19 protein-coding genes are annotated in these 23,610 nt (G+C 49.1%); all 19 read left to right on the plus strand.

All coding sequences use genetic code 11. The features are described 5' to 3' along the window. Window positions 1–3: 3 nt before the first annotated feature. The 19 genes from AC07VU_RS18355 (at window position 4) to AC07VU_RS18445 (ending at window position 23,404) form a co-directional block, all read left to right on the plus strand. Window positions 4–1,833: a hypothetical protein gene (locus tag AC07VU_RS18355; RefSeq protein WP_495030218.1), complete on the plus strand. Its 1,830-nt coding sequence runs from the start codon at window positions 4–6 to the stop codon at window positions 1,831–1,833. Between the two features lie 126 nt (window positions 1,834–1,959). Further along, window positions 1,960–5,862, plus strand: a complete 3,903-nt coding sequence (locus tag AC07VU_RS18360) for a glycosyltransferase (RefSeq protein WP_495030219.1) — start codon at window positions 1,960–1,962, stop codon at window positions 5,860–5,862. A 152-nt stretch (window positions 5,863–6,014) separates the two neighbouring features. Further along, window positions 6,015–7,505, plus strand: a complete 1,491-nt coding sequence (locus AC07VU_RS18365; protein WP_495030220.1) for a hypothetical protein — start codon at window positions 6,015–6,017, stop codon at window positions 7,503–7,505. Between the two features lie 8 nt (window positions 7,506–7,513). Continuing rightward, a complete protein-coding gene (locus tag AC07VU_RS18370) occupies window positions 7,514–7,927 on the plus strand; it encodes a hypothetical protein (protein WP_495030221.1) in 414 nt (137 codons plus the stop codon). Then, on the plus strand, window positions 7,914–8,741 hold the full coding sequence (locus AC07VU_RS18375) for a glycosyltransferase family 2 protein (protein ID WP_495030222.1): 828 nt from the start codon (window positions 7,914–7,916) through the stop codon (window positions 8,739–8,741). The genes AC07VU_RS18370 and AC07VU_RS18375 overlap by 14 nt, the downstream gene beginning before the upstream one ends. Continuing rightward, on the plus strand, window positions 8,734–9,618 hold the full coding sequence (locus tag AC07VU_RS18380) for a lysylphosphatidylglycerol synthase domain-containing protein (protein ID WP_274304290.1): 885 nt from the start codon (window positions 8,734–8,736) through the stop codon (window positions 9,616–9,618). Before AC07VU_RS18375 ends, AC07VU_RS18380 begins: the two co-directional genes overlap by 8 nt. Then, window positions 9,611–11,083 carry a hypothetical protein gene (locus tag AC07VU_RS18385; protein ID WP_274304289.1) on the plus strand — a complete coding sequence of 491 codons (1,473 nt, stop codon included), beginning with the start codon at window positions 9,611–9,613 and terminating at the stop codon, window positions 11,081–11,083. Before AC07VU_RS18380 ends, AC07VU_RS18385 begins: the two co-directional genes overlap by 8 nt. After that, window positions 11,067–11,465 (plus strand): HAD family hydrolase, encoded by a 399-nt coding sequence (locus AC07VU_RS18390; protein WP_274304288.1) that lies wholly within the window; start codon window positions 11,067–11,069, stop codon window positions 11,463–11,465. The genes AC07VU_RS18385 and AC07VU_RS18390 overlap by 17 nt, the downstream gene beginning before the upstream one ends. 9 nt (window positions 11,466–11,474) lie before the next feature. Next, window positions 11,475–12,227, plus strand: a complete 753-nt coding sequence (locus AC07VU_RS18395) for a glycosyltransferase family 2 protein (RefSeq protein ID WP_495030223.1) — start codon at window positions 11,475–11,477, stop codon at window positions 12,225–12,227. 264 nt (window positions 12,228–12,491) lie between these two features. Continuing rightward, a complete protein-coding gene (cysC, locus tag AC07VU_RS18400; protein ID WP_274304286.1) occupies window positions 12,492–13,088 on the plus strand; it encodes an adenylyl-sulfate kinase in 597 nt (198 codons plus the stop codon). Next, window positions 13,085–14,470 carry an FAD/NAD(P)-binding protein gene (locus tag AC07VU_RS18405; protein WP_495030224.1) on the plus strand — a complete coding sequence of 462 codons (1,386 nt, stop codon included), beginning with the start codon at window positions 13,085–13,087 and terminating at the stop codon, window positions 14,468–14,470. Before cysC ends, AC07VU_RS18405 begins: the two co-directional genes overlap by 4 nt. A 165-nt stretch (window positions 14,471–14,635) precedes the next feature. Beyond that, a complete protein-coding gene (gene gmd / locus AC07VU_RS18410) occupies window positions 14,636–15,667 on the plus strand; it encodes a GDP-mannose 4,6-dehydratase (RefSeq protein WP_274304284.1) in 1,032 nt (343 codons plus the stop codon). Further along, window positions 15,667–16,560 carry a GDP-mannose 4,6-dehydratase gene (locus AC07VU_RS18415; protein WP_274304283.1) on the plus strand — a complete coding sequence of 298 codons (894 nt, stop codon included), beginning with the start codon at window positions 15,667–15,669 and terminating at the stop codon, window positions 16,558–16,560. Before gmd ends, AC07VU_RS18415 begins: the two co-directional genes overlap by 1 nt. Beyond that, entirely contained in the window at window positions 16,561–17,697 is a 1,137-nt protein-coding gene (locus AC07VU_RS18420) for a glycosyltransferase family 4 protein (RefSeq protein ID WP_274304282.1), read from the plus strand. It begins immediately after the preceding gene. Window positions 17,698–17,702: 5 nt separating this feature from the next. Next, window positions 17,703–18,827 (plus strand): glycosyltransferase family 4 protein, encoded by a 1,125-nt coding sequence (locus AC07VU_RS18425; RefSeq protein ID WP_495030225.1) that lies wholly within the window; start codon window positions 17,703–17,705, stop codon window positions 18,825–18,827. A 62-nt stretch (window positions 18,828–18,889) separates the two neighbouring features. Beyond that, a complete protein-coding gene (locus AC07VU_RS18430) occupies window positions 18,890–19,864 on the plus strand; it encodes a UDP-glucose 4-epimerase family protein (protein ID WP_274304280.1) in 975 nt (324 codons plus the stop codon). Beyond that, window positions 19,861–20,895, plus strand: coding sequence for an MraY family glycosyltransferase (locus AC07VU_RS18435; RefSeq protein ID WP_274304279.1), 1,035 nt, complete (start codon window positions 19,861–19,863; stop codon window positions 20,893–20,895). The genes AC07VU_RS18430 and AC07VU_RS18435 overlap by 4 nt, the downstream gene beginning before the upstream one ends. Window positions 20,896–20,964: 69 nt before the next feature. Then, window positions 20,965–22,959 carry a polysaccharide biosynthesis protein gene (locus tag AC07VU_RS18440; protein WP_274304278.1) on the plus strand — a complete coding sequence of 665 codons (1,995 nt, stop codon included), beginning with the start codon at window positions 20,965–20,967 and terminating at the stop codon, window positions 22,957–22,959. A gap of 112 nt (window positions 22,960–23,071) precedes the next feature. Beyond that, window positions 23,072–23,404 (plus strand): ComEA family DNA-binding protein, encoded by a 333-nt coding sequence (locus AC07VU_RS18445; RefSeq protein ID WP_087092937.1) that lies wholly within the window; start codon window positions 23,072–23,074, stop codon window positions 23,402–23,404. Window positions 23,405–23,610 lie beyond the last annotated feature (206 nt).

Raw genomic sequence — 23,610 nt, forward strand, 5'->3', positions numbered from 1 at the left:
AGAGTGAGCAGTTTAAATGAGTTGAAAGGCTGTCCTGTATTTGTTCACTCGTTATTTCGTGCGGGAAGTACATATATTTTTAGCGTTTTTAGACGCTCGACTTCTGGGTATTGGTGTTTTCAAGAACCTATGAGTGAGTTTGTGTTGTCTGTGCGAAATAATCGTGAAAGTATGCTCGCGGCGGATAATGATTTAGCTAAGGTGCTACGCCATCCGGATGTGAGAGGGTCTTATTATTCTGAGCTGTATAGTGTTTCTGATGAGTGTATAAATAAGTTAGAAGAGTCTTGTATCTACGATGGTTACTTTGCCACGACCCCAGAGCATGCGGGAGTACCGTATCTTTCAAGTCTGATATCTTCAGCTCAGGGAAGACCATTCATACAGGAGTGTCGGACAAGTTCCCGCATCGGTGTGATCAAGAAAGCTTTAGGAGGATGTCATATCTACCTTTGGCGCAACCCTTGGGATCAGTGGTGGTCATATAAGGTGGATCACTATTTTGATGATGCAAGCCAGATGTGTATCAATGGTTCCAATCATCCCGAAGTCATTACCCGCTTGATTGATGAGATTGGGTTCAATGGTCTGGTGGAGGGAAGTGTTTTTCAGAAGTTTTCTTGGTTCTTTCGAAGGCGCTTATCCCCAGATAGTAGTTATCTTGTTTTTTATGTACTTTGGTTTCTAGGTTTGAAGGAAGGGGTGGCACAATCAGAGTTGCAGATCAATATCGATCGACTAAGTGATAGTTTAGAGTATCGAAATCAAATTATGGCCGCTCTTGAGGAGCATGGTGTCGATGGTCTGGATTTTTCTGATTGCTTAGCCCCTCAAGCAGTTTATGGAGCTAAAGATAGAGAGTTTTTTCAGAGGGTTGAGGAGAGAGCTCACGCTCTGTTGCTCCTATCGGGAGTGTCACAGCACTTGATTGATGAAGTTATTGCACTTCGTAAAATTAGTGAGCCGTTGATTTGGCATAGCGATGTTAAGCTGGAAAACTGCTCGAGTCTGATTCGAGATGCAGAAAGAGCTCGCGAGTTGGTTCTTCTTTACGAGCAAAGAGGGGTAGACGCTCGTATTAGTTATGACCAGCAGTTGCTTGTTGAGAACGAGAGATACACCACAGCAGAGGCAAAGCTGATAGCGTTAGATGCTCAGGTAAAAGCGTCAGAAGCAAAAAATGTAGAACTTGAAGCCGGGCGAGTGGAACTTGAGGCCATGCTTGCAGCAACAGGTGCCCAAGTAGCGACGTCAGAAGCTAGGTGCGTAGAGCTTGAAGGCAAACGAGTGGAGCTTGAGGCTATACTTGTAGCATCAGATGTTGAAGTGGCGATGTCAGAGGCCAAGCGCGCAGAGCTTGAAGGTAAGCTTGCTTCGAAAGAGGTTGAGGTCGAGCATGCCATGTTGGAATCCAAGATGTTGGCAGCTGAGATTGAAAGGCAAACTCAGGAACTGTTGGCAAGTACCTCGTGGCGATTGACTAGTCCTCTTCGGTTTTTTAGCAGGTTGATAAAAAAGCAAGGAACAAACTTGAGTGCTTCCCCACTTTTGAAAACTAAGCATAGGTTAAAGTGTTTTATTTCTCATTTGATTCGAGCTGCAATAGCAAACTCCATAATTAAGGGGTGGGCTGTTAGTTTTCTTTCGCGTCGTCCAGTCTTAAAAGCCCGACTTAAACGACTCGCCTGGGGGATACAGCAGAGTAAATCTAGCGCCAGCAGTCCTTCAATAGCTACTGTTGAGCTACCATCCTCGTCCAAACAGAGTTTAAGTCTGAAGAGAAAAGGGAACGGCGATGAACTGAAGTCACCGCTCGAGTCTTTTTTCTACTGAGTATTTATTTTGAAAAGAATATTGGCGTTTAGCTTTTTTCCAGCATTTACCCCTGTATCTAACGGTGGTGAATCAAGGGTTTTTAATTTCTATAGATCCTTGAGTCGTACGCATAAGGTTACTCTGTTGACTTCAACTCATCCAGGGGGGGAGGAGGAGCGTGTTTTTCACGGAGTAAATTTCATTGAGCGCAGAATCCCCAAGGATGAGGCATTCAACGAAGCATGGAGCGTCTTATCTAAGGTTTCCGGGAAAGGTGATTTGTCTGGTCCTGCTCTTGCGGAATCTGCTAAGTTTCCAGGTTTTTTTCATACCGCTTATCTTGAAGAGTATGAGTCCGCGGATATTATTATCCATGACTTTCCATTTACTATCGACTACGATTTGTTTGCCGGATTTGATAGCAAGCTTCGAGTCTACAACTCTCAGAATTGCGAAAGTATTCTCTATAGTGCATTGCATAGTGATTCCGAGTCGACGGATATTCCGAAGCTGGTTTTAGATCTGGAAAAAAAGACTCTTGAAGTTTCAGATCTCGTCTTTTATTGCGGTGAAGATGACTTGACGGCGTTTCGTGAAATCGCCCCCGCCGCAAAGTTTGAAGCAGTTTTTGTCCCAAACGGTATGACACCTGTAAGAGCGCTTTATCCGAAAGATAATTCGAATACGGTTTTCTCTACAGTTTTTATGGGAAGTGGTCATCTACCTAATCAGGAAGCTGCACTTACACTGGCCAACAAGATCGCCCCGCTAGTTCCCGAGGTGCAATTTAATATTATTGGTACCTGTCTCCCGGAAGGAAAGTATTCTAGCAACGTTATCCGTCATGGTCGGGTGAGTGATGCCGTGAAGGAGGAGCTGCTGAGCAATAGCAATTTGGCGCTGAACCCTATGTCTACTGGCAGTGGGTCCAATATTAAGGTATTGGAGTATTTGGCCAGGGGATTGCCGGTTCTATCGACGGAGTTTGGTATTCGAGGTGTTTCAGGGCAGGAGGGCGAGCACTACCTTATTTCCTCACTAGAGTCATTTGATCAGGCTATTCGTGATGCCGCAACGGTGCCAGAGCGTTTATCCTCTTTAGGCGAGGCAGGGTTGCTATTTGTTAATGCCAACTATACTTGGGATTCAATTGCTGATAAGGCAAGCAAGAAGTTGGTCGAGGCTTTCAATCGGAACAAGGCAAAGCTCGCCAAAAAAGTTGTAATGGTTCTAAATGATTACAACTCTTTTGTGGGTGTTGGTGGTGGTGCGACTCGGACACGAGGGTTGTATGCAGCAGTTTCGGAGTCAAGTCCGGTTGTGTTTTTATGCTTTTCAGTTGACCGGTTTTTACGCGTTGATTGTTTTAATAAAAATACGTTGGTCATTGCTGTTCCGAAAACAGCTGAACATATCGATGAGCTTCAGTATGTTAATGCTCAGTCACATATATCTTGCGATGATATTGTCGCGGGACGGCATTGCGTGCTCAATCCTGTCTTGATCAAAATTTACCAAGTATTAAGGAGCTTTTCTAAGAGTATAGTGATTGAGCATCCATTCATGGTCGACTTGCCAGTTGCGCATGCTGATAGGTTTGTTTACTCATCTCAGAATAATGAGTTAATGCTGAAGACCCGCCTTTTGGAATACCATCCACTCAGGGATTCTCTTGTTGATGATGTTGCTGAATTCGAACGGAAGGCTGTTGAACTTTCCGCAAAAACGATAGCTGTTTCTGACGAAGATGCTGATACTCTTCTAAGGAACCGGCGCACAGCGGGGCCTGCGATGGTGATACGCAATGGGTCGGCTCCTGCGGCGCCAATGGATACTAGGAGTGCGGGCCAAATACAGAAAAGTATTTCTACCCGGTCCGTTGTTTTTCTTGGTTCTGCGCATATGCCTAATGTTGACTCGGCTAACTATCTGGTTGAGCACATTGCGCCAAGTTGTCCTGATGTTGAGTTCCATTTGATAGGATCGGTTTGTAGCTCGATAAGTATCAAGCTCGCTCGAAATATTCGTTTGTGGGGTGTTTTGGATGACTCGGATAAGTCGGCAGTTATGCAGGCGTGTTCAATAGCAATTAACCCAATGATGTCCGGCAGCGGTTCGAATGTGAAATTGGCTGACTATCTCGCCAACGGGTTATTTGTTGTGACGACGGTGTTTGGGCAGAGAGGATATCCCGATGTAATTCAAGACCATATCAATGTAGTGGCGCTGGAGAGGTTTCCTGAGGCGATACTGGTAGCACTTTCTGATATGGAATTACGTTCACCCGAAGCAAAAGATCTGCGCCGGTCCATATTTGATAGTTACCTATCGATGCAGGCGTTGGCGGCGGATTTTGTACACGTTTTACATGAACTTTCAGTTCCTAAGAAACGAGTGCTTTTTGTGACTTATCGTTATACCTCTCCTGCTATGGGTGGGGCAGAACTGATGGTTGAGCAGCTTTTACGTGCTCTTGGTAGAAGTGATAGTTTTCAAATTGACGTAGCTTCTCCGGAAGTGAGCTCTATGCATAGTCGTTATCGATTTGCAGAAGACTACCATTTTGATTCAAGTGACAGTGCTTTCATAAATATGCGTAACGTCAGATTTGCTCGCTTCCCTCTTGAGAAAACAGAGAGTCAGCACGCGCGTCTGGAGTTGGAGCGTGCGTGGCAATTACAACCGGAATTCGAGCGCGTCGTTTCGAACGGTGTAAAGGATGGTTTTGATCGTAACGGGCTGACCTGGGGATGGGCATTACCGGAAGGTACGGGGCTGAAAGCATCCCGTTGGGCATATGCTACATGTGGTATGTATGTCGTCGAGAGCACAGACGTTCGTATTAAAGGCTTTGTACACCAAAAAGCCTATATCACAATACTTGACACCAACGGGATAGCAATCCTAACTTCGGAGGTTCAAGGACAGTTTGTGCTGTCGTTTTCCGCTCCAGCGGGTGAGTTAGAAATCACAACGTCGATTCGATCGTCTCAACAAGAAGATCCCAGACCATTGGCTTTTTTCATGACAAAGTTGCATTTTGATGGTGTGCAACAGGATATCTCCACGCTATCTCTCATTAGTTTGGCGACTGTCGATGCTGAGGCAGCCTTTGAGATGTTGGCTGTTGCGGCTGAGAGAACTCGAGTTTCTTTGGATGTCAAATTAAGCGATATGCGTGGACCGTTTTCCGAGGCCCTTGAAAATTATATTGAATCTCAGATAGATAACTATGACTTGGTGATTACGCATAATCATGTATTTCGCCCTGCTATTGTTGCTGTAGAAACTGCTAAGCGCCATAACGTACCAGTGATTCTCATTCCTCACGCTCATCTGGATGATGATTTCTATCATTTTCCAGATGTTAACGCTGCTGCACGTAATGCTGATCTGGTGTTGGCTTCGCCTCTTGCCGCTTGCGAATTTTATCGTCGTCGAGGTGCCGAAGTCAGCTACTTACCTGCTGGAATTGACGCAAATGAGACTTTCCATCAAGACGATGTAGATGCGTTTCGGAGTGTTTTTCCTAGCGAGCGCCCTTTTGTATTGGTACTTGGCAGGAAGTCAGGTGCGAAGGGGTATAAAGATACTATTGCATCTGTTGAGAGGCTTAATGCCAGTGGGGAAAACCTGCATGTTGTACTGATAGGTCCTGATGATGACGGTGTTCCTGTTCAATCGCATCATGCGACGTACTTGGGTAAACAACCGAGGAACGTTGTTCGCGGAGCACTGATGTCGTGTCTCTCGTTGATTAATATGAGTAGTAGTGAGAGCTTCGGGATCGTTTTGTTGGAGGCATGGCTGGCTGGTAAACCGGTTATTGCCAATAAAGCGTGCGCTGCTTTCCATGACATGGCAACTGACGGTATTAATGCCATATTGACAGACCCTGAGTTTTTGGATGTGGCCATCAAGCGTTTGATTTGCGATCCAGTACTGTGCGCTACATTAGCCGAGAGTGGTCGGAACATTACTCGTCAGTATGACTGGGCAGTTATTGGCGATAGCTTCATTGAGACCTGTAAAGGACTTGCCAGGTAGAAGCGTTCGTTTTCTAATTTTTTTTGGGGGGGCTTCCCCCTCCCCCAATTTTAACTTGAAGGCGTTGTATTAGATATGAAGCGGAGTTCTTTCTCTTTTTATGTCTGTCTTCATGATTTAAAGCGTCTGGGTCTTCGGGGCGGGAGAGGGTTTTGAATAAAAATATTTTTAGTGTGTTTTCATTGAGGTGGCTCGTTTGGACGGTTACTGTCCTTGCGTGCTTTTTTTATGCAGCTTACCTTTTCCAAGCGATTCACTTGGAAAGGGGGCTTTACGCAGACGGCTCGAATTTTTTTGTTGAACTATTAAGCCAAAATAAGCCTTGGCCAATCGCGGATGATCCAAAGCATATACGCTTGTTTGCAAATATGATTAATCAATTTCCGATTGCAGTCGCCCTTCAGTTCGGAGTAGAAAATCTACGTGTACTCAAATTGTTGTTTGGCGCAGGGCTTTTTCTTGGTCCGATTTTGGTGTATTTCTTCTGTTTTTGGTTGAGTTGGCGCGCGAAAGATTATCGCGTGTTTATTTTTTCTGTCGCGAGTTTGGTGACCTGCGCAATTCCATCAGATATTTTTATTCTTAATCAATCTTTTATTTCTCTGGCACTTGCTTGGGTCTTGATTCACTACCTGCTGCTTAGAATGGATTTTCGATGGTTTGATTGGCTGGTCATTACGTTTATTTCTTTAATGCTTTTCAGAGCTCATGAGAATTTGGTGCTTTGGGGCGGCAGTGCTTTTATCGGTGCGGCAGCGATTATCCGATTCGGCGTCGGGACTGGTGGTTTTGGTAAAAATCGACACATCTACCTACTGGGGCTTGTCGGGTTGGCGCAGGCATTGTTCGTTATTTATTGGCAACTATCTCATTCAGTTGGTCAAGAAACCAATGCTTTTCTGGCGCTTATCGATTTTGCGATGCCGCAGGAAATGTGGATCGGTAACACAAGAATAAGTCTGTTAACTGCTGCTCTTCTTGTTGTTGCCGTGTTCTATGGAATAGGCTACCGCAGCGCCAGTAAATGGAACGGGGTACTTTCACTTTTTGTCTTTTTGATGTTTTTATCATTGTCTGGTCTTGCCTTGTATTCAGGCTTTGCGGCAATCCAGGACTTTACTTTGACGGACCCTCGTAGAGAGTTTAATTATCGGTTCCTGATGACATTCGGTTCGGCTGGATGGATGTTGGTGGCTATTGTTTTTGTTCTTGTAAAAGTCAAAGTGGATGTGCGTGGTGGTTACTTGACGGTTGCGGCATTGTCAGTCGGTTTATTGTCCGCCTCAATGTGGCAGGTTTCCAATAATCTTCAATGGTTGGAGTTCAAGGATGCCGTTCTGTACGAACTACGAACATCTTCGGATGCGATTTTGCAGCCTGAATCGGTTAGGCAGAGATTGGCGCTGGATGATCGAGAGTATGCTTATAAGTATCGATGGGCTTGGACGTGGCCTGTTTTTGGAATGAGCTTACAGAAAGATGGTCAGGTCGTTAAAATCTTCAAACCCGAAGGCTTTGATCAGTACTTCAAACCTCCCAAAACCATCCCGTTTGTTCCTTTAACGGGGGGGGATTATGGTAGTGAAGGAAAGGGGCTGTATTCGTTTGATGGATTTAAGCAAGCCGGAAAAACTGACCAATGAAGCTGTTCATGGGTTTTTTACTGGTTTCTGGGATCGGATGGATTCTTGATCTGGTTTCCTATATAACCTTGACCCAGGTTTTTGGCTTGCCGGCGGCGTATGGGAACTTTATATCGTCGATGATTGGCGTAACCTATGTATGGGCAGTTGCACTTAAGCGGGTTTTTAATAGAGGTGGGGCTAATGGATTTAAATTTTTGCCAATTTACTGGGGGTACCAGACTCTTTCTGGTCTGGCCTATTCAATGCTGATTTCCTTTGTGATTGTCGAGTTGATAAGCTTCAAAGTTGATCAAGTAGTTACGCTACCAGCAGCTGTACTCGCTAAGCTATTGGTTACACCTGCTAATTTACTGACAAATTTTATGTTTATGGCCATTCTCACAAAATTCATGAGTGCTAATGCCGATGGAAAAGTCTGAAACCAATCCAAAAATTCTAGTGTTTATTCCAGCCTACCGCTGTGAAGCGCAGATCACTCGTGTTATCGATCAGTTTGACGCGCGCGTACAGGCCAAGGTCGATACAGTCATGGTTGTCGATAATCGCTCACCTGACGGTACCTTGAACGCAGCTATCGAGCGTAGCAAATCGGTACTGAAGCATTGCAACTTTATTGCATGGTGTAATAACGACAATTATGGATTGGGTGGATCGCACAAGGCAGCCTTTCGCTATGCGGTAGAGCAAGGTTTTGATTACATCGTGGTGCTGCATGGCGATGATCAAGCCGACATTCGTGACTTGATGCCGCAGTTGGAGGCGGGGGTGGATCAGGGCATCGATTGTCTGCTCGGCGCCCGTTTTATGAGGGGGAGTCAGTTGAAAGGGTATTCATGGTTCCGTACTTTCGGTAACCGTGTATATAACACGTTGTTTTCAATGGTCACGATGCGTGCGATCTACGATTTGGGTTCGGGGCTGAATCTTTATCGTGTGGCCACCTATCGCAACTTTTACTACAAAACTTTTCCAGATGATCTGACTTTTAACTATGTGATGTTGTTGGCGAGTTACCACCGCAAGCAAACTGTGCGATTCTTTCCGATTAGCTGGCGAGAAGATGATCAGATTTCGAATGTCAGATTATTTCGTCAAGCATTCAAGGTGCTTGGATTGCTTGGGGGATATGGCCTGCAACGTGGTAACTTCATCGCCAAAGAACTCCGCGCCCGTACCTTTGACTCTTATATGGGGAAAATTCGGTATAGCCAGGACCCAACTGCCAATGAGTAAAAGCTTGAGGCTTTATTATGGACTGCTTCTGGTCGTCGTCATCGGCTGGCTGTGGTTGCGCGCGCCGGATATAGCGAGTTTTGGTCGGGAGACTCAGTGGGCCGGTTTGGTAGGCATCACGGTTTTATACCTTGGTTCGCATGTATTGCGTATGCTGCGTTTGGTTCTCTTGACGCTGGATGATCGTAACAAAGCATTTCCATTGGTCGCAGCGCATACACTCACAGCCTTTCCCAGTAGTTTTCTACCCTTTAAGCTTGGTGAAGTCTTGCGTCTTGGAGCGTTCTTTCAGGTGTTTGAGCATCGACAGAAAGCTTTGGCCGTGTGGTTGTCGGAGCGCTTTGGAGATGTAGTGGTCATTTCTATGTTTATCATGGGGCTGTACCTCTTTGATGTTCAAGTGGTTCCTGCGATGCGCACGATCTTTGTACTGTTTGTATTGGCCAGTGGGTTAAGTCTACTGGGTTTTTTTGCGGTGGCTAAAATCTTCGTGTATTTGAATCGCCACCTTGTGTTGACCAGTCACACGTCCCGAGGGCTTGTCATACTACGCGCGAGCCAGATTCTCCGTCGACTTGAGATCGCGATCTACAAGTCCATTGAGGGGCGTATAGCGGGTTTTTTACTGCTCTCGGTACTCATCTGGTCTATCGAAATCCTAGCGTTGTCGTTATTTATTAATCAACTTGAGATCGGTGATCCAGATCTCGCTGCATTGTTCACTTCCGGGCTTCTGGCGAGCTTACCAGGGGCCGGGGGGGAGGCGAACGCCTTTGGGCTCTACCAGTCACTCGGGCTGGTGGTGTTAACACTGGTATTTCTGCTCGTCGTTTCGCTGTCGGCGCGCTCCAAACTTCTGAGGACCCGAGATGTCTGAACCCTATGCCAAACCTCTGCTCGTCCTCGATGATCGCGAATTCGCCTTTGGTGAGGTGCGAAGCTTGGTTGGTTTGCGTCGATTTGGTGAAATCGTCTTCAAACGCCGACCTTTGATTGAGCATTTCCAGGCTGCGCTGCCAGCTTGGAGTCGTTCGCAATTGATACGCCTGCAAAGTGACGATGATCTGCTTGCTCTGCGCTCGAAGCTGGAAACTTGCTGCGAAGATACTTCAGTTTGTGTAATTGCTGGTCGTGCCGGGTTTGCACGACCCGAGCGCCTCACTCAGCTGATAGAGCGCTTACCATATGCAGAAGAGGATTTTACCGATACGCTGTACAAACCAATGCTGGTGTTTCTTCGTAATGCCCATAAGCTGGTTGATCAATGGTCAGCTTTCATGGCAGCGCCTCTTCATACTTGGGAGAAAGCGTGGCAGGGCAGTCAGCGCATACAATCCGTGGAACCTCTGGATTTAGGAAAGATTCGTGATTTTCTTTCTTATACGAGCGGCTCAACAGCAACGCGTCACTTCAACGAAATGCAGATAGATGCATATTATTATACAAAACAATCCAGTGATAAAACCAAGATGCTTGCGGAGTACTCTTTCTATGGCTTGGTCCCGGAAAGTATGCGGCCTTGGCTGATACAACCTTTCGACTTTAGTGATAACGGCGATCGTGCATCTTACAAAATGTTGCGTTATTACCTGGCCGATACTGCGCTGCAATGGGTGCACGGGGCTTTTGAAGCTGGCACGTTTACCTCCTTTGTCGACCGGTTGCTGTTCTTCCTGGCTGAGCGTTCACGGCAGGCATGTACTAAAGAGCAGTCGGCCGCCATGGCGCGGGACTTATTTGTCAATAAACTGGAAAAGCGCGTCGAGCAGTTTCTGGCAATGGAAGAGGGGCAGCACATCAATCGATTGGCTGCCAGTGCGACCCCAGAACTTGATATCTCGTACCTGTTAGAGCGCTTCCTGAAACTCTACAAGCGTTTCGAAAAGGGATTCATTTTTGATCACCGCGTAGTCGGGCATGGCGACCCTTGCTTCTCGAATGTACTTTATGATCAACAGCGATACCTGCTGAAGTTAATAGATCCAAAAGGTGCGCTGACCGAAGACGGTTTGTGGACACACCCACTTTATGATCTGTGCAAGGTCTCGCACAGCGCGCTGGGCGATTATGATTTTATTAATAACGGCCTTTATAATATAGGCTTTACCGACAGCAATGAGCTGTTTTTACACTTCAAGCACTCAAATCATTCAGTGTTGAAGCCGATCTTTATTCAGCGGGTCAAGGCTGCAGGTCACGATGTTCGTATCATGCGTCTGGGCGAAGCTTCTTTGTTTTTGTCAATGCTGCCGCTGCACATAGATTATCCAAATAAGGTGATTGCTTTCTTGCTGAATGCTCGCCAAATACTCGATGAGGTTGAAAGTGAATCAAGAGTTTGAGGGCGTCGACGGTGTGCTGGTCGTCGATATCGACGGTACGCTTTGTGGTATTAAAACGGCGGATCAATCCTACGCTGACTTAATTCCGGATCAGGCGATGCTGGCAAAATTACGCGAATACCAGGCTAAAGGTTATCGTGTCTTGCTGTTTACTGCGCGAAATATGAATACGTATAAAGGTAATCTTGCGCTTATTAACAAGCATACGGCTCCAGTTCTTCTTGAGTGGCTCGCGAAGTGGGAAGTGCCTTATGACGAAGTTTTGTTTGGCAAACCCTGGCCGCGAAAAAAAGGTTTCTATATTGATGATCGATCTGTGCGCCCAGACGAATTTCTCAACATGACCGAAGAAGAAATCCAGAAACTACTTGGACAAGAATAGGACGCTGATATGTCGGTAAATATTGTTATCACTATGGCGGGTCGCGGATCGCGCTTCTATGAGGCCGGTTACACGGTGCCCAAGTATGAAATCATGGCGCACGGTAAAAGTCTGTTCGACTGGTCAATGCTTTCATTGCGGAATTTTCTTACACTTGATAGTCGTGTGATTTTTGTATGCCTGGCAGAGAACAACTCTGCCGAGTACGTTCGTGCGCAAAGCCAGGCCATGGGGCTTCGTGATGTGCATGTTCTGGAAATAAGTGAGGTTACTGATGGGCAAGCCACGAGCGCCTATCTGGCGCGTGAACTTTGGCGGCCGGAAGATCCGTTGCTCGTCTATAATATTGATACCTATGTCAATCCGCAGGCGTTATCGCCTGAGTCTATTCGTGATGGGGCTGACGGGTGGGTCCCTTGCTTCCAGGTTCCGGGTGATCATTGGAGTTTCGTTAAATTAGGTGGTGACGATTGGGCTGTAGATTTGGCTGAGAAGCAGCGAATCTCGGACTTTGCATCCATCGGTTTGTATTGGTTTTCACGTGCCGAGGATTATGAAAAAGCGTATGACAACTTTTTCGTAAACTCGCAAAATCTTGTTCGTGGAGAACGCTACATTGCACCACTTTATCGGCAGTTGATTGCTGAAGGGCGAAAAGTTTCAATTACCGATCTTGCAGTCGATGATGTTCATGTATTAGGCACTCCAACTGAGTTAAATGCATTTCTTGAGCTGGACCCAAAAGATCTGGTGGTCGACTGATTGGTGGCGTTTTGAGTTTGGATCGCTCGTGGAAATTGTTGTTTTCAGTGGGTATATTGAAAGGTGTTGCCCGCCAATTTGTGCCGGAGACGCTCGCCACCCCCGGTTCGATCAGTTCAGTCGCAGGATTGGGGGGATTACCACCATGCCATGTGAGCTTCATGATAACGAGCCGAAAATGGGGTGGAGGGGCGCCCCGAACGTTGTTATCGTGAGTAAATGACATCGATGGCAATCTGAGTGGCAGTGATACGAGGTGTCAGCGTGACCAATAAAAATTTAGTTTTCCAAGAGTCTGTTGTGGACGCCTCAACGAGAGCGCTTGTAAAGTCGCAAAAACCAATCACTTTATGGTTGACTGGATTGAGTGGTGCTGGTAAGTCGACCATTGCAAATGCGCTTGAGCTGGCCTTGGTGCAGCGTGGTCGACACACTTATTTATTGGACGGTGACAATGTGCGTCTGGGGCTGTGTAAAGACCTAGGGTTCAGTGACGCAGATCGGGAAGAAAACATACGCCGAATTGCTGAGCTGGCCAAATTGTTCATGGATGCTGGCCTTATTGTGATCACCGCATTCATATCCCCGTTTCAACGCGATCGTACCCTGGCCCGCGATGTGATTGGCGAAGGGAAATTTGTTGAGATTTTCATTGATACTCCCTTGGCAGAGTGCGAGCGGCGAGACCCTAAGGGGCTTTATAGTAAAGCTCGCTCGGGAGTGATCAAAAATTTCACTGGCATCGATTCGGCTTATGAAAGTCCGTTGAATCCTGATCTTCGAATCAATACCCTGGAAGAAGACTTGGCAACTGCTGTAGGGAAAATTCTAGACTACCTGGACCAGTGGGGTTTGGCATGAAAACCCTCGTCATCATCGGTGCGGGCTTTAGTGGGACAGTGACGGCCATCCAGTTTTTGAAACACTGCCCGCCTGGAGGGCGCGTAATACTGATCAACCGTTCAGGGGGTATGGCTCGTGGGTTGGCCTATGGAACTAATAGCGCTCAGCATTTGTTGAATGTTCCGGTTGGCAACATGACAGCCTTGGTAGATGAGCCTGAGTCGTTTTTAAAGTTTTGTCAGAGAAAAGACCCCAGCGTACTTAGCTCATCATTTGTACCGCGCAAGCTTTACGGTGATTATCTATCCTCAATGCTGGATTCAGTTGTGGAGAGCGCAGAAGACGTTTCGCTTCAACGATTGGCAACGGAAGTGTGCAGTCTCAGACCCGATCAACAGGGGGCGGTTGTCGAGTTGGCGAATGGTGAGCTGTTGCGCGCTGATCAAGTAGTGCTCGCATTTGGACACTTCGCGCCTCTCAATCCTCAATGTGTTGCTCCAGCAATTGCCGCTGGCTGCTATCAGCAGGATCCTTGGGGTCGAGATCGCGTGTTGCCCGATGCAAACAAGCCTGTGCTCTTGATAGGCGCTGGGCTTACGGCTCTGGATGTTGCTCTGAGCATTGATCAGTGTAATTCAACTCCGATCTATATGTTGTCGCGCCGTGGATTGCAGCCTTTGGCTCATCGTCCTCATGGTAGTGATCTAACGCCGATTATTGGAGCCAGCGAGCGATTGCTTGAAGTCGAACCCACGGCCGGCAATTATCTCCGAGAAATTCGAAGTCTTGTTAAAGCGGGCGCCGCTATAGGGCGAGATTGGCGGGATTTCATTGCAGCCTTACGTCCTGCGACGGCAGCGCTTTGGACTCGATTACCAGAAGTGGAGCGACGCCGTTTTCTACGCCACCTGCAACCTTATTGGGATGTACATCGACATCGTGTTGCCCCTGAGACTTATAATCGCTTTCAAGAGGCGTTAACTAGTGGGCGCATCATTTCAATAGCGGGGCGTATTAAGGTAATAAGTCCTGAAGGCGAGGGGGTACGAGTAAGCATTCAGAGGCGTGGTAGCGATCAGATCGAGCATGTCGATGTTTCGCAGGTTATCAATTGTACTGGTCCTAATTCGAATTTACGGTATGTCAATGATCGCTTGATTACCCAGTTGCGTGGTGAGGGACTTATACAGCCCGACACGCTTGGTTTGGGGTTGCATGTTGATGAACGACTGGCAGTAAAAAACGCCGCGGGCGATGCTTCGTCATGGCTGTTCTACATAGGTCCAATGCTCAAGGCTGATTTTTGGGAGGCGACGGCAGTACCTGAGTTGCGGGAGCTTGCCAAGACTTTGGCTTGCAGGCTTGTTGAGGGTTTTTGCCTGAAGTCATCTGCAGATTAGGCCCAAGCGTCTAAAAAGCTGCCCAGGGGGCGGTAAAGGACGACTCATGGGGTGGTACTATTCTTCTGCTCGGAAGTAAATTGCACAGTCTCGGCTTCATCCAGATCGCCAGGCTAGATTTCTTCTTGTTATCAACAACGTTCAAATGGAGTTTAAAGGATTCGCATGAAAGCAATCGTTACTGGCATCACTGGTCAAGACGGCGCCTACCTGGCGGAACTGCTGCTGGAGAAGGGGTACACCGTTTACGGTACCTACCGTCGTACCAGTTCTGTCAATTTCTGGCGTATCGAAGAGCTGGGTATCCAGTCCAACCCTAATCTACATTTGGTTGAGTACGATCTGACAGATCTGTCGGCGAGCATCCGCTTGCTGCAAACTACCGGAGCGACCGAAGTCTACAACCTCGCGGCACAGAGCTTCGTAGGTGTTTCTTTCGAGCAGCCGTTGACCACCGCTGAAATTACCGGTCTGGGCGCGGTCAACCTGCTGGAAGCCATCCGTATCGTTAACCCGAAGGTTCGCTTCTATCAGGCGTCGACTTCTGAGATGTTCGGTAAAGTACAGGCGATCCCTCAGGTCGAAAGCACGCCGTTCTACCCACGCAGCCCTTATGGTGTCGCCAAGCTTTACGCTCACTGGATGACCATCAACTATCGTGAGTCATACGGGATTTTTGCCACCAGCGGTATTCTCTTCAACCACGAGTCTCCATTGCGCGGCCGTGAGTTCGTAACTCGCAAGATCACCGACTCCGTGGCCAAGATCAAACTGGGCCTGATGGAAAGCATGGAACTGGGTAACCTGGACGCCAAGCGTGACTGGGGTTTCGCCAAAGAGTACGTGGAAGGTATGTGGCGTATGCTGCAGGCTGATGAACCGGACACTTTCGTGTTGGCTACTAATCGTACCGAAACCGTTCGTGACTTCGTATCGATGGCATTTAAAGCTGCAGGCATACAGATTGTTTGGTCTGGCGAAGCTGAGGCGGAGAAGGGTACCGATATTGCAACCGGCAAAGTGCTGGTTACTATCAACCCTAAGTTCTATCGTCCGACCGAAGTCGAGCTGTTGATCGGCGACCCAGCCAAAGCGCGTAAAGTCCTGGGTTGGGAGCCAAAAACTAATCTCGAAGAGTTGTGCCGCATGATGGTCGAAGCTGACCTTCGTCGTAATGAGAAAGGATTTTCATTCTGATGACTATTGCTGGTAAGCGTGCGCTGATTACGGGTATTCATGGCTTTACCGGTCGCTACATGGCTGCCGAGTTGAGGGCCAGCGGCTACAACGTCATCGGTTTGGGTAGTCAGCCTTCTGATGATACCGATTATCACCAGGTCGATTTGGCTGATGGTCCCGGGCTTTGCACGTTACTGGCAACAGTTCAACCTGATGTGGTGGTGCACCTCGCGGCGCTGGCTTTTGTCGGGCATGGTTCTGCAGACTCATTCTATCGGGTCAACTTGATCGGCACGCGTAACTTGCTGGAAGCCATCGCGGCCAGTGGTAAGCAACTCGACTGTGTGCTGCTGGCCAGCAGTGCCAACGTATATGGCAACGTCTCCGAGGGACTGTTGAGTGAGTCCACTCCGCCAGCCCCGGCCAATGATTATGCTGTTAGCAAGTTGGCCATGGAGTACATGGCCAACCTGTGGCGTGACAAGTTACCTATCGTCATCGCTCGCCCATTCAACTATACCGGTGTGGGGCAGGCGGATAATTTCCTGTTACCTAAAATCGTTTCTCATTTCCACCGCAAGGCGGAAATGATCGAGTTGGGCAATCTGGATGTTTGGCGTGATTTCAGCGATGTTCGTGCTCTAGTGCAAGCTTATCGTGGTCTGATAGAGGCAAAGCCAGTGGGCGAAATCGTAAACGTCAGTTCGGGAAGAGCCTACTCGTTGCGTGAAGTGATCGCCATGTGCACCTCAATTACGGGCCATCAAATTCAGGTTGAAGTGAATCCAGCTTTCGTACGCTCCAACGAGGTGAAGACCTTGTGTGGCGATAACTCGAAGCTGCGTTCACTGATTGGCGATTGGCATACCCCTTCATTGGATGAAACCTTGAGCTGGATGCTGGCTGAATAGATGAAGCTAGTTCTCTCTGTCGAGCCGGTCCGCTTTCCGCTGACCGGCATCGGCCGCTACGCTTACGAGTTGGCACTACGCCTTCAACAGAATCCCGAAATCACCGACCTCAAGTTTTTTGCGGGCAGGCAGTTTCTGCCTGCTTTGCCCACTGCCTCCGAGGAGTCCGGAAATGGCTACGGGTTGAAGCGGGCTGTTCAAAAGAGCTTTCTGGCGGTTGAGGCCTATCGGCTCTTGATGCCGCTGCTGAGAAAGCGCGCATTAAAAGGGTATGGGGATTTTCTCTATCACAGTCCTAATTATTACCTTCCGCCGTTTACTGGCCGCAGCGTTGCGACCTTTCATGATCTATCCCCCTTCACCTGGGCTCATTGTCATACACCACAGCTTGCGCGCTATCTGCAGAAAGAGCTGAAAACCACTCTGCTCCGGGCTGATGCTCTGATCACGGATTCGGAGTACACGCGTCGAGAGCTGGCTGAATACTTTTCTTGGCCTATCGAACGTATTTATACGGTGCCGCTGGCCAGCTCCGCGGATTTCCATCCTCGCAGCTCTGCGTCCTTGCGCGATATGCTTAGCCGTCATGGCCTGGAGCCAGGAGGCTATAGCCTGTTCGTCGGTACGATCGAGCCGCGCAAGAATATTGATACCTTGCTCGATGCCTATAGCCGGTTGCCCATGGCTGTACGCACCCGTTGGCCGCTGATCTTGACGGGGTACTATGGCTGGCGCAATGACGCCATTCATGCTCGTCTCGAGACCGCGCGTCGTGAAGGTTGGGCGCGCTACTTGGGATTTGTGCCGAGTGAAGATCTGCCATTGCTGTTTGCCGGTGCGCACTTGTTTGCCTTTCCTTCACTCTACGAAGGGTTTGGTTTGCCGGTGCTTGAGGCAATGAGTTCGGGGGTTCCCGTGGTCTGCTCCAACAGCTCCTCGCTGCCGGAAGTCGCCGGTAATGCAGCACTGATGTGCGAGCCTATGGATGTCAATATGCTGACCGCCCATTTGCAGAAGGGGCTTGAGGACGAAGCATGGCGTCGTTTCGCGGTAGAGCGGGGTTTGCAGCATGCGGCCCGGTTCTCCTGGAAGCGTTGTGCCCAGGAAACGATGCAGGTTTATAGAAAGGTGCTTTAAGGCTGATGAGTAAGGTCCTTCACTTTTTCAAGACCTACTACCCGGAAACAATGGGAGGGATCGAGCAGGTTATCTTTCAGATTGCCGAAGGCTGCGCCTGTCATGGTTTTGAGTCCGAGGTGCTTTACCTCAGTGATCGTGGGGCTGCACGTAACGAAGTCGTAGGCCATCATTTGACCCATCGTTCCAAGCTCGATCTACATGTCGCTTCGACAGGCTTTTCGCTTTCGGCATTCAAGGATTTTGCCGAATTAGCCAGGCAGGCCGATATTGTTCACTACCATTTCCCTTGGCCTTACATGGACCTGGTGCATTTCGCCAACCGTTTGCGTAAGCCCACGGTTGTGAGCTATCACTCCGATATCGTCAAGCAGAAGTTTTTGCTCAAGCTGTATCAACCATTGATGAATCGCTTTCTTTCCAGTGTCGATTCTATTGTGGCTTCCTCTCCCAATTACGCCCAAAGCAGCCCGGTGCTGATGCGTTTTGAGGACAAGCTACGGATCATTCCCTATGGTTTGGATCGGGAGACCTACCCGACGCCATCGCCCGCAAAGCTTGAGTATTGGCGTGGCTTGCTGGGCTCCCGATTTTTTCTATTCGTTGGCGCCTTGCGCTATTACAAAGGGTTGGATTATTTGCTGGAGGCGGCCAAACGTACTCAACTACCGGTGGTCATCCTTGGTGGAGGCCACCTTGAAGTTGAGTTAAAGGCTCAAGCGGCTCAGCTCGGACTGAGCAATGTGCATTTCCTTGGTGGATTGCCAGACGAGGATAAGGCCGCTTTGCTGCAGTTATGTTATGCCTTTGTATTTCCCTCGCATCTGCGTTCGGAATCATTTGGTATTTCGCTGCTGGAAGGCGCTATGTATGGCAAGCCAATGATTTCCTGCGAAATAGGGTCCGGAACGACTTTCATCAATATTGCCGATGAGACTGGCCTGGTAGTGCCGCCTCGTGACGCGGTGGCGCTTGCGCAGGCGATGATGGCCTTGTGGCAGAGTCCTGAGCAAGCCAATCATATGGGGCAACGTGCGATGCAACGTTACGAGCAGATATTCTCCTCTGACACTATGGCTAGTGCATACGCCGATTTATATGGGGAGTTGCTCAAGCGTCCGGAAGGCTGATCAAGCACGGGCTAACGCTATCATCGGATCTTTCCTCTAATACTTATATCCGGACTAATGCAATGCACTCCCGATCAATCCTCCTGACTGGAGGTTCCGGTTTTTTGGGTTCAGCGCTGTTAGAACATTTTGCTCGCAACGAAATGTTTATGATTGTTGCAGCATTGCGGTCCACCAATCGGGTGTTTGCTTCGAATATACGTACTTTTCCAATCGATAACTTGAATGCGACGACTCAGTGGGCTTCTGCATTTGAGCTGCCCATTGATCTGGTTATACACGCAGCTGCACGTGTGCACGTGATGTCGGAAGTCGCTGCTGACCCGTTAGCTGAGTTTCGCAAGGTCAATGTTGAGGGGACGCTCAGCTTGGCTCGACAAGCAGCAGCATCAGGGGTGAGTCGTTTCATTTTCATCAGTTCGATTAAGGTGAATGGAGAAAATACTGATTCGGGTTTGGCATTCAAAGCGGATGATATTGCTGAGCCATCGGATCCTTACGGTGTTTCGAAGTGGGAAGCTGAAATGGGGTTGCGTGCTTTGGCCGCTGAAACGGGAATGGAAGTCGTGATCATTCGCCCTGTGCTGGTTTATGGTCCGGGCGTCAAGGCAAATTTTCTGTCGATGATGTGTTGGCTCGATAGAGGTTTCCCGCTGCCTTTAGGTTCGATTAACAATAAGCGGAGTTTGGTATCGCTTGATAACCTAGTCGACCTGATCGCTACCTGTATGGATCATCCGAACGCTGCTAATCAAACATTTTTGGTCAGTGATGGTGATGATGTCTCGACTCCGGATCTTTTACGTCGTCTTGGTAGGGCTATGGGCAAGCCTGCCCGGCTGCTATCGGTACCGCGTTGGATGATGGAAGCAGGTGCCGCGGTATTGGGCAAGTCGGCCATGGTGCCGCGCCTGTTTGGCTCCTTGCAGGTCGACATTAGTAAAAATTACGAGCTACTTGGCTGGCGCCCGGTAGTTACCATGGATGATGCGCTTCGCGCCACAGCCAAAAATTTTCTGGAGTCTCAGAAACGATGAGTGTCTGGTGGTTGTTGCCGCTGGTAGTCGGCTTTTCGTTCTTTCTCACTGCCGCTTTACGTCGTTATGCATTGGCACGCAGCATGATGGATGTACCCAATGAGCGTAGTTCCCATTCGGTACCGACACCGCGAGGTGGTGGTGTTGCCATAGTCATTACGTTTCTGTTTTCCCTGGTTTTCTTGTGCTGGACCGGTTGGATTGATATGGCGTTCTTTATCGGAGCTTTTGGTACGGGAGCCATAGTGGCCGTCATAGGTTTTATGGATGATCATGGTCATATCGCTGCACGTTGGCGTCTACTCGGACATTTTGTTGCGGGAGGATGGGCGTTGTTTTGGCTTGGCGGGCTGTCAGAGCTTGAAGCGGCAGGTGTTGCTTTGCATTTGGGCTGGATTGGTGGAGCTTTTGCACTTTTCTATCTGGTCTGGATGCTCAATCTCTATAACTTCATGGATGGGATCGATGGCATTGCCAGCGTCGAGGCCGTTTGTGCTTGCCTTGGGGTCTGCATACTCTATGGCGTCAGTGGGCACCAGGCTTTGATCTGGGCCCCATTGTTTATGGCTGCTGCCGTGGCAGGTTTCCTCATTTGGAATTTTCCGCCGGCAAAAATCTTTATGGGCGATGCTGGCAGCGGTTTCCTCGGGATCATGTTAGGTGTGTTTTCGCTGCAGGCTGCTAATGTTGATTCACGTCTATTCTGGGTATGGATCATTCTTTTGGGTGTATTCATTGTTGATGCAACCTTTACTCTACTGCGTCGTCTGGCCCGCGGAGACAAGGTCTATGAAGCCCACCGCAGCCATGCCTATCAGTATGCCTCCCGTCAGTATGGTCGGCACTTACCGGTCACTATGACGGTCCTATTGATCAATATGCTGTGGTTGTTGCCCATTGCCTTTTCAGTTATCCGTTTTAATGTGGATGGGGTATTGGCCACTATCGTTGCCTATGTGCCTTTATTAGTGATGGCGTTGAAATATCATGCAGGCGAGCTTGAACCTAAGGTTATTAGCGCCAAGCATTAGTTGGATTTAAGTCGACCATGTGCAATGCCAGTAGCTTTTGAAAGGGACAGGACCAACCGGTTGAGGTATATGGATAAGATTCGTACCTATTTGCTAGGTTTGCCAAGAGGCAAAAAACGACTGATTCAAGTCACCACGGACATTTTTTTGGTTTGGGGGGCATTGTGGTTGGCGTTCATTGTTCGCCTGGGCATCGAAGACATGTATAACCCCTTCAGGGTTCACGTCTGGCTCTTTGTTTGTGCCCCAATCGTTGCCATCCCGCTATTTATCCGTTTCGGTATGTATCGTGCCGTGATGCGCTATTTTGGCAATGATGCGCTCCTTGCCATCGTGAAAGCAGTCAGTCTTTCTTCCTTGATTTTGGCAGTGTTGGTCTATTGGTACAGTAACCATGAGGCGGTGGTCCCTCGATCCATCGTTTTCAACTATTGGTGGCTGAGCCTGGTCATCATTGGGGGCCTGCGTTTGGCTATGCGCCAATATTTCATGGGAGACTGGTTCACCGCAGCCCAGCACGTGCCGTTTACCAATCGCGACGACGGTCTGACCAAGGTCGCCATTTATGGTGCTGGCGTTGCAGGTAACCAGTTGGTGGCGGCGCTGCGTATGGGGCGGGTAATGCGTCCCGTGGCTTTTGTCGATGATGATCCGAGCATTGCGGACCGCTCCATTTCCGGTCTGCAGGTTTACAAGCCCAAACACATCCAGCAGATGATCGATGTAACCGGCGCCCAGGAGATCCTCCTGGCACTCCCATCATCGACTCGTGCACGTCGTCGGGAGATTCTCAATCTGCTCGAGGGCTTTCCGCTCCATGTGCGCAGTGTTCCGAACTTCACCGACCTGGCCAGCGGACGTGTGAAGGTCGACGATATTCAGGAAGTCGATATCGCCGACTTGCTGGGGCGCGACGCTGTCCCTGCTCAGCCGGACCTGCTGGCCCGTTGTATCAAGGGCAAGACGGTGCTGGTGACTGGCGCCGGCGGTTCGATTGGCGCCGAACTCTGCCGGCAGATTTTTTCGTTGGGGCCGACCACGCTCCTGTTGTTCGATCACAGTGAGTTCAATCTCTACAACATCCTGTCGGAACTCGAGCAGCGTCTTGCTCGCGAGTCGTCGCCTGTTCGGTTGCTGCCCATTCTTGGCTCGATCCGCAATCCGCATAAACTGCTGGATGTGATGAAGACCTGGAATGTCGATACGGTCTATCACGCGGCGGCTTACAAGCATGTGCCGATGGTCGAGCACAATATTTCCGAAGGTGTCCTGAATAATGTGATGGGTACGCTCAACACTGCTCAGGCTGCATTGCAGGCGGGTGTCGCCAACTTCGTGCTGATCTCGACCGATAAAGCGGTGCGTCCAACCAACGTGATGGGCAGTACCAAACGTCTCGCTGAATTGACCCTGCAGGCTCTGAGTCGTGAAATCGCACCGGTTCTGTTCGGCGACAAGGCCAACGTATCTCGCGTCAACAAAACCCGTTTCACCATGGTGCGTTTTGGCAATGTGCTGGGGTCCTCTGGCTCGGTGATTCCGTTGTTCCACAGCCAGATCAAGTCGGGTGGTCCTCTGACCGTTACCCATCCAAAGATCACTCGTTACTTCATGACCATCCCCGAGGCGGCGCAACTGGTGATTCAGGCTGGTTCCATGGGACTGGGCGGCGATGTGTTCGTGTTGGACATGGGAGAGCCGGTAAGGATCGTCGAGCTGGCCGAGAAGATGATTCATCTGTCTGGGTTGAGTATTCGTTCGGAGAGGAACCCCCAAGGCGACATCGCCATCGAGTTCACTGGCTTGCGCCCGGGTGAAAAGCTTTACGAAGAGTTGCTGATTGGCGACAACGTTTCTGCCACTCAGCACCCGATGATCATGAGTGCCAATGAGGATCATCTGTCTTGGGACTTGCTGAAAGCCAAGCTGGCGGAATTGCTGGCGGCCGTTGAGCAGGATGACTATTCCAGGGTTCGGCAACTGCTGCGTGAGACTGTCAGCGGTTACACCCCGGACGGTGATATTGTCGACTGGATTTACCAGCAGCGTCGCCTCGAACCCTGAGCTTACACACGTTGTAACCCAGTCACTTTTGACTTGCCCGTGGCACCGCCTAGGTTTGGAGAGCAGCTTTGGAAAAGTTGCTCTCCCTAATCGATGTCATGGAGTGTCACTTATGCGTATCGCTTATTTCCCCTCTCTGGTCTTCGCTCTGATGGCCAGCCTTTCCTCCATTACCTACGCAGCACCTGCGGTCAATGCCGAGACCAAGACTTCGGCAGTGGCGCAGGTGGTCTCTTCGGAGCAGGCAGGTAAGATCGATCTGAACACTGCCGATGCGGCGGCCTTGCAGCGCGAGCTGTCCGGCATTGGTGCGGTCAAGGCGCAGGCGATCGTTAAGTATCGTGAAAGCAATGGACCTTTTGCCTCGGTGGACGAACTGCTCGAGGTCAAGGGAATCGGTAAGGCGATTCTGGAAAGCAACCGGGAAAAATTGAAGGTCAACTGACGCTTCAATCCATGCGCAAGGCCGATCACTGATCGGCCTTGCGTTTTTCGGGCCCACCATAAGCAAGGTTGTGCCATTCAATGTTATCTATCGTATCGATAGAATTATGATCGTAATATTTTATTAAATTATGACTATAATCAAACCGCTTCCCAAGCAGCGTATCAATTCCTTGTCTTTCCCTTCTCAAGCACTTTTCTGGAGAG

Source organism: Pseudomonas sp. GW821-FHT02B10 (genome assembly GCF_059421865.1).

Coding starts and splice junctions, on each gene's coding strand:
- AC07VU_RS18435 (WP_274304279.1), top strand. CDS start 19,861: ATGAGTGTCTGGTGGTTGTTGCCGCTGGTAGTCGGCTTTTCGTTCTTT.
- AC07VU_RS18420 (WP_274304282.1), top strand. CDS start 16,561: ATGAAGCTAGTTCTCTCTGTCGAGCCGGTCCGCTTTCCGCTGACCGGC.
- AC07VU_RS18385 (WP_274304289.1), top strand. CDS start 9,611: ATGTCTGAACCCTATGCCAAACCTCTGCTCGTCCTCGATGATCGCGAA.
- AC07VU_RS18440 (WP_274304278.1), top strand. CDS start 20,965: ATGGATAAGATTCGTACCTATTTGCTAGGTTTGCCAAGAGGCAAAAAA.
- AC07VU_RS18375 (WP_495030222.1), top strand. CDS start 7,914: ATGGAAAAGTCTGAAACCAATCCAAAAATTCTAGTGTTTATTCCAGCC.
- AC07VU_RS18380 (WP_274304290.1), top strand. CDS start 8,734: ATGAGTAAAAGCTTGAGGCTTTATTATGGACTGCTTCTGGTCGTCGTC.
- AC07VU_RS18425 (WP_495030225.1), top strand. CDS start 17,703: ATGAGTAAGGTCCTTCACTTTTTCAAGACCTACTACCCGGAAACAATG.
- AC07VU_RS18370 (WP_495030221.1), top strand. CDS start 7,514: ATGGGTTTTTTACTGGTTTCTGGGATCGGATGGATTCTTGATCTGGTT.
- AC07VU_RS18430 (WP_274304280.1), top strand. CDS start 18,890: ATGCACTCCCGATCAATCCTCCTGACTGGAGGTTCCGGTTTTTTGGGT.
- AC07VU_RS18415 (WP_274304283.1), top strand. CDS start 15,667: ATGACTATTGCTGGTAAGCGTGCGCTGATTACGGGTATTCATGGCTTT.
- AC07VU_RS18445 (WP_087092937.1), top strand. CDS start 23,072: ATGCGTATCGCTTATTTCCCCTCTCTGGTCTTCGCTCTGATGGCCAGC.
- AC07VU_RS18405 (WP_495030224.1), top strand. CDS start 13,085: ATGAAAACCCTCGTCATCATCGGTGCGGGCTTTAGTGGGACAGTGACG.
- AC07VU_RS18395 (WP_495030223.1), top strand. CDS start 11,475: ATGTCGGTAAATATTGTTATCACTATGGCGGGTCGCGGATCGCGCTTC.
- gmd (WP_274304284.1), top strand. CDS start 14,636: ATGAAAGCAATCGTTACTGGCATCACTGGTCAAGACGGCGCCTACCTG.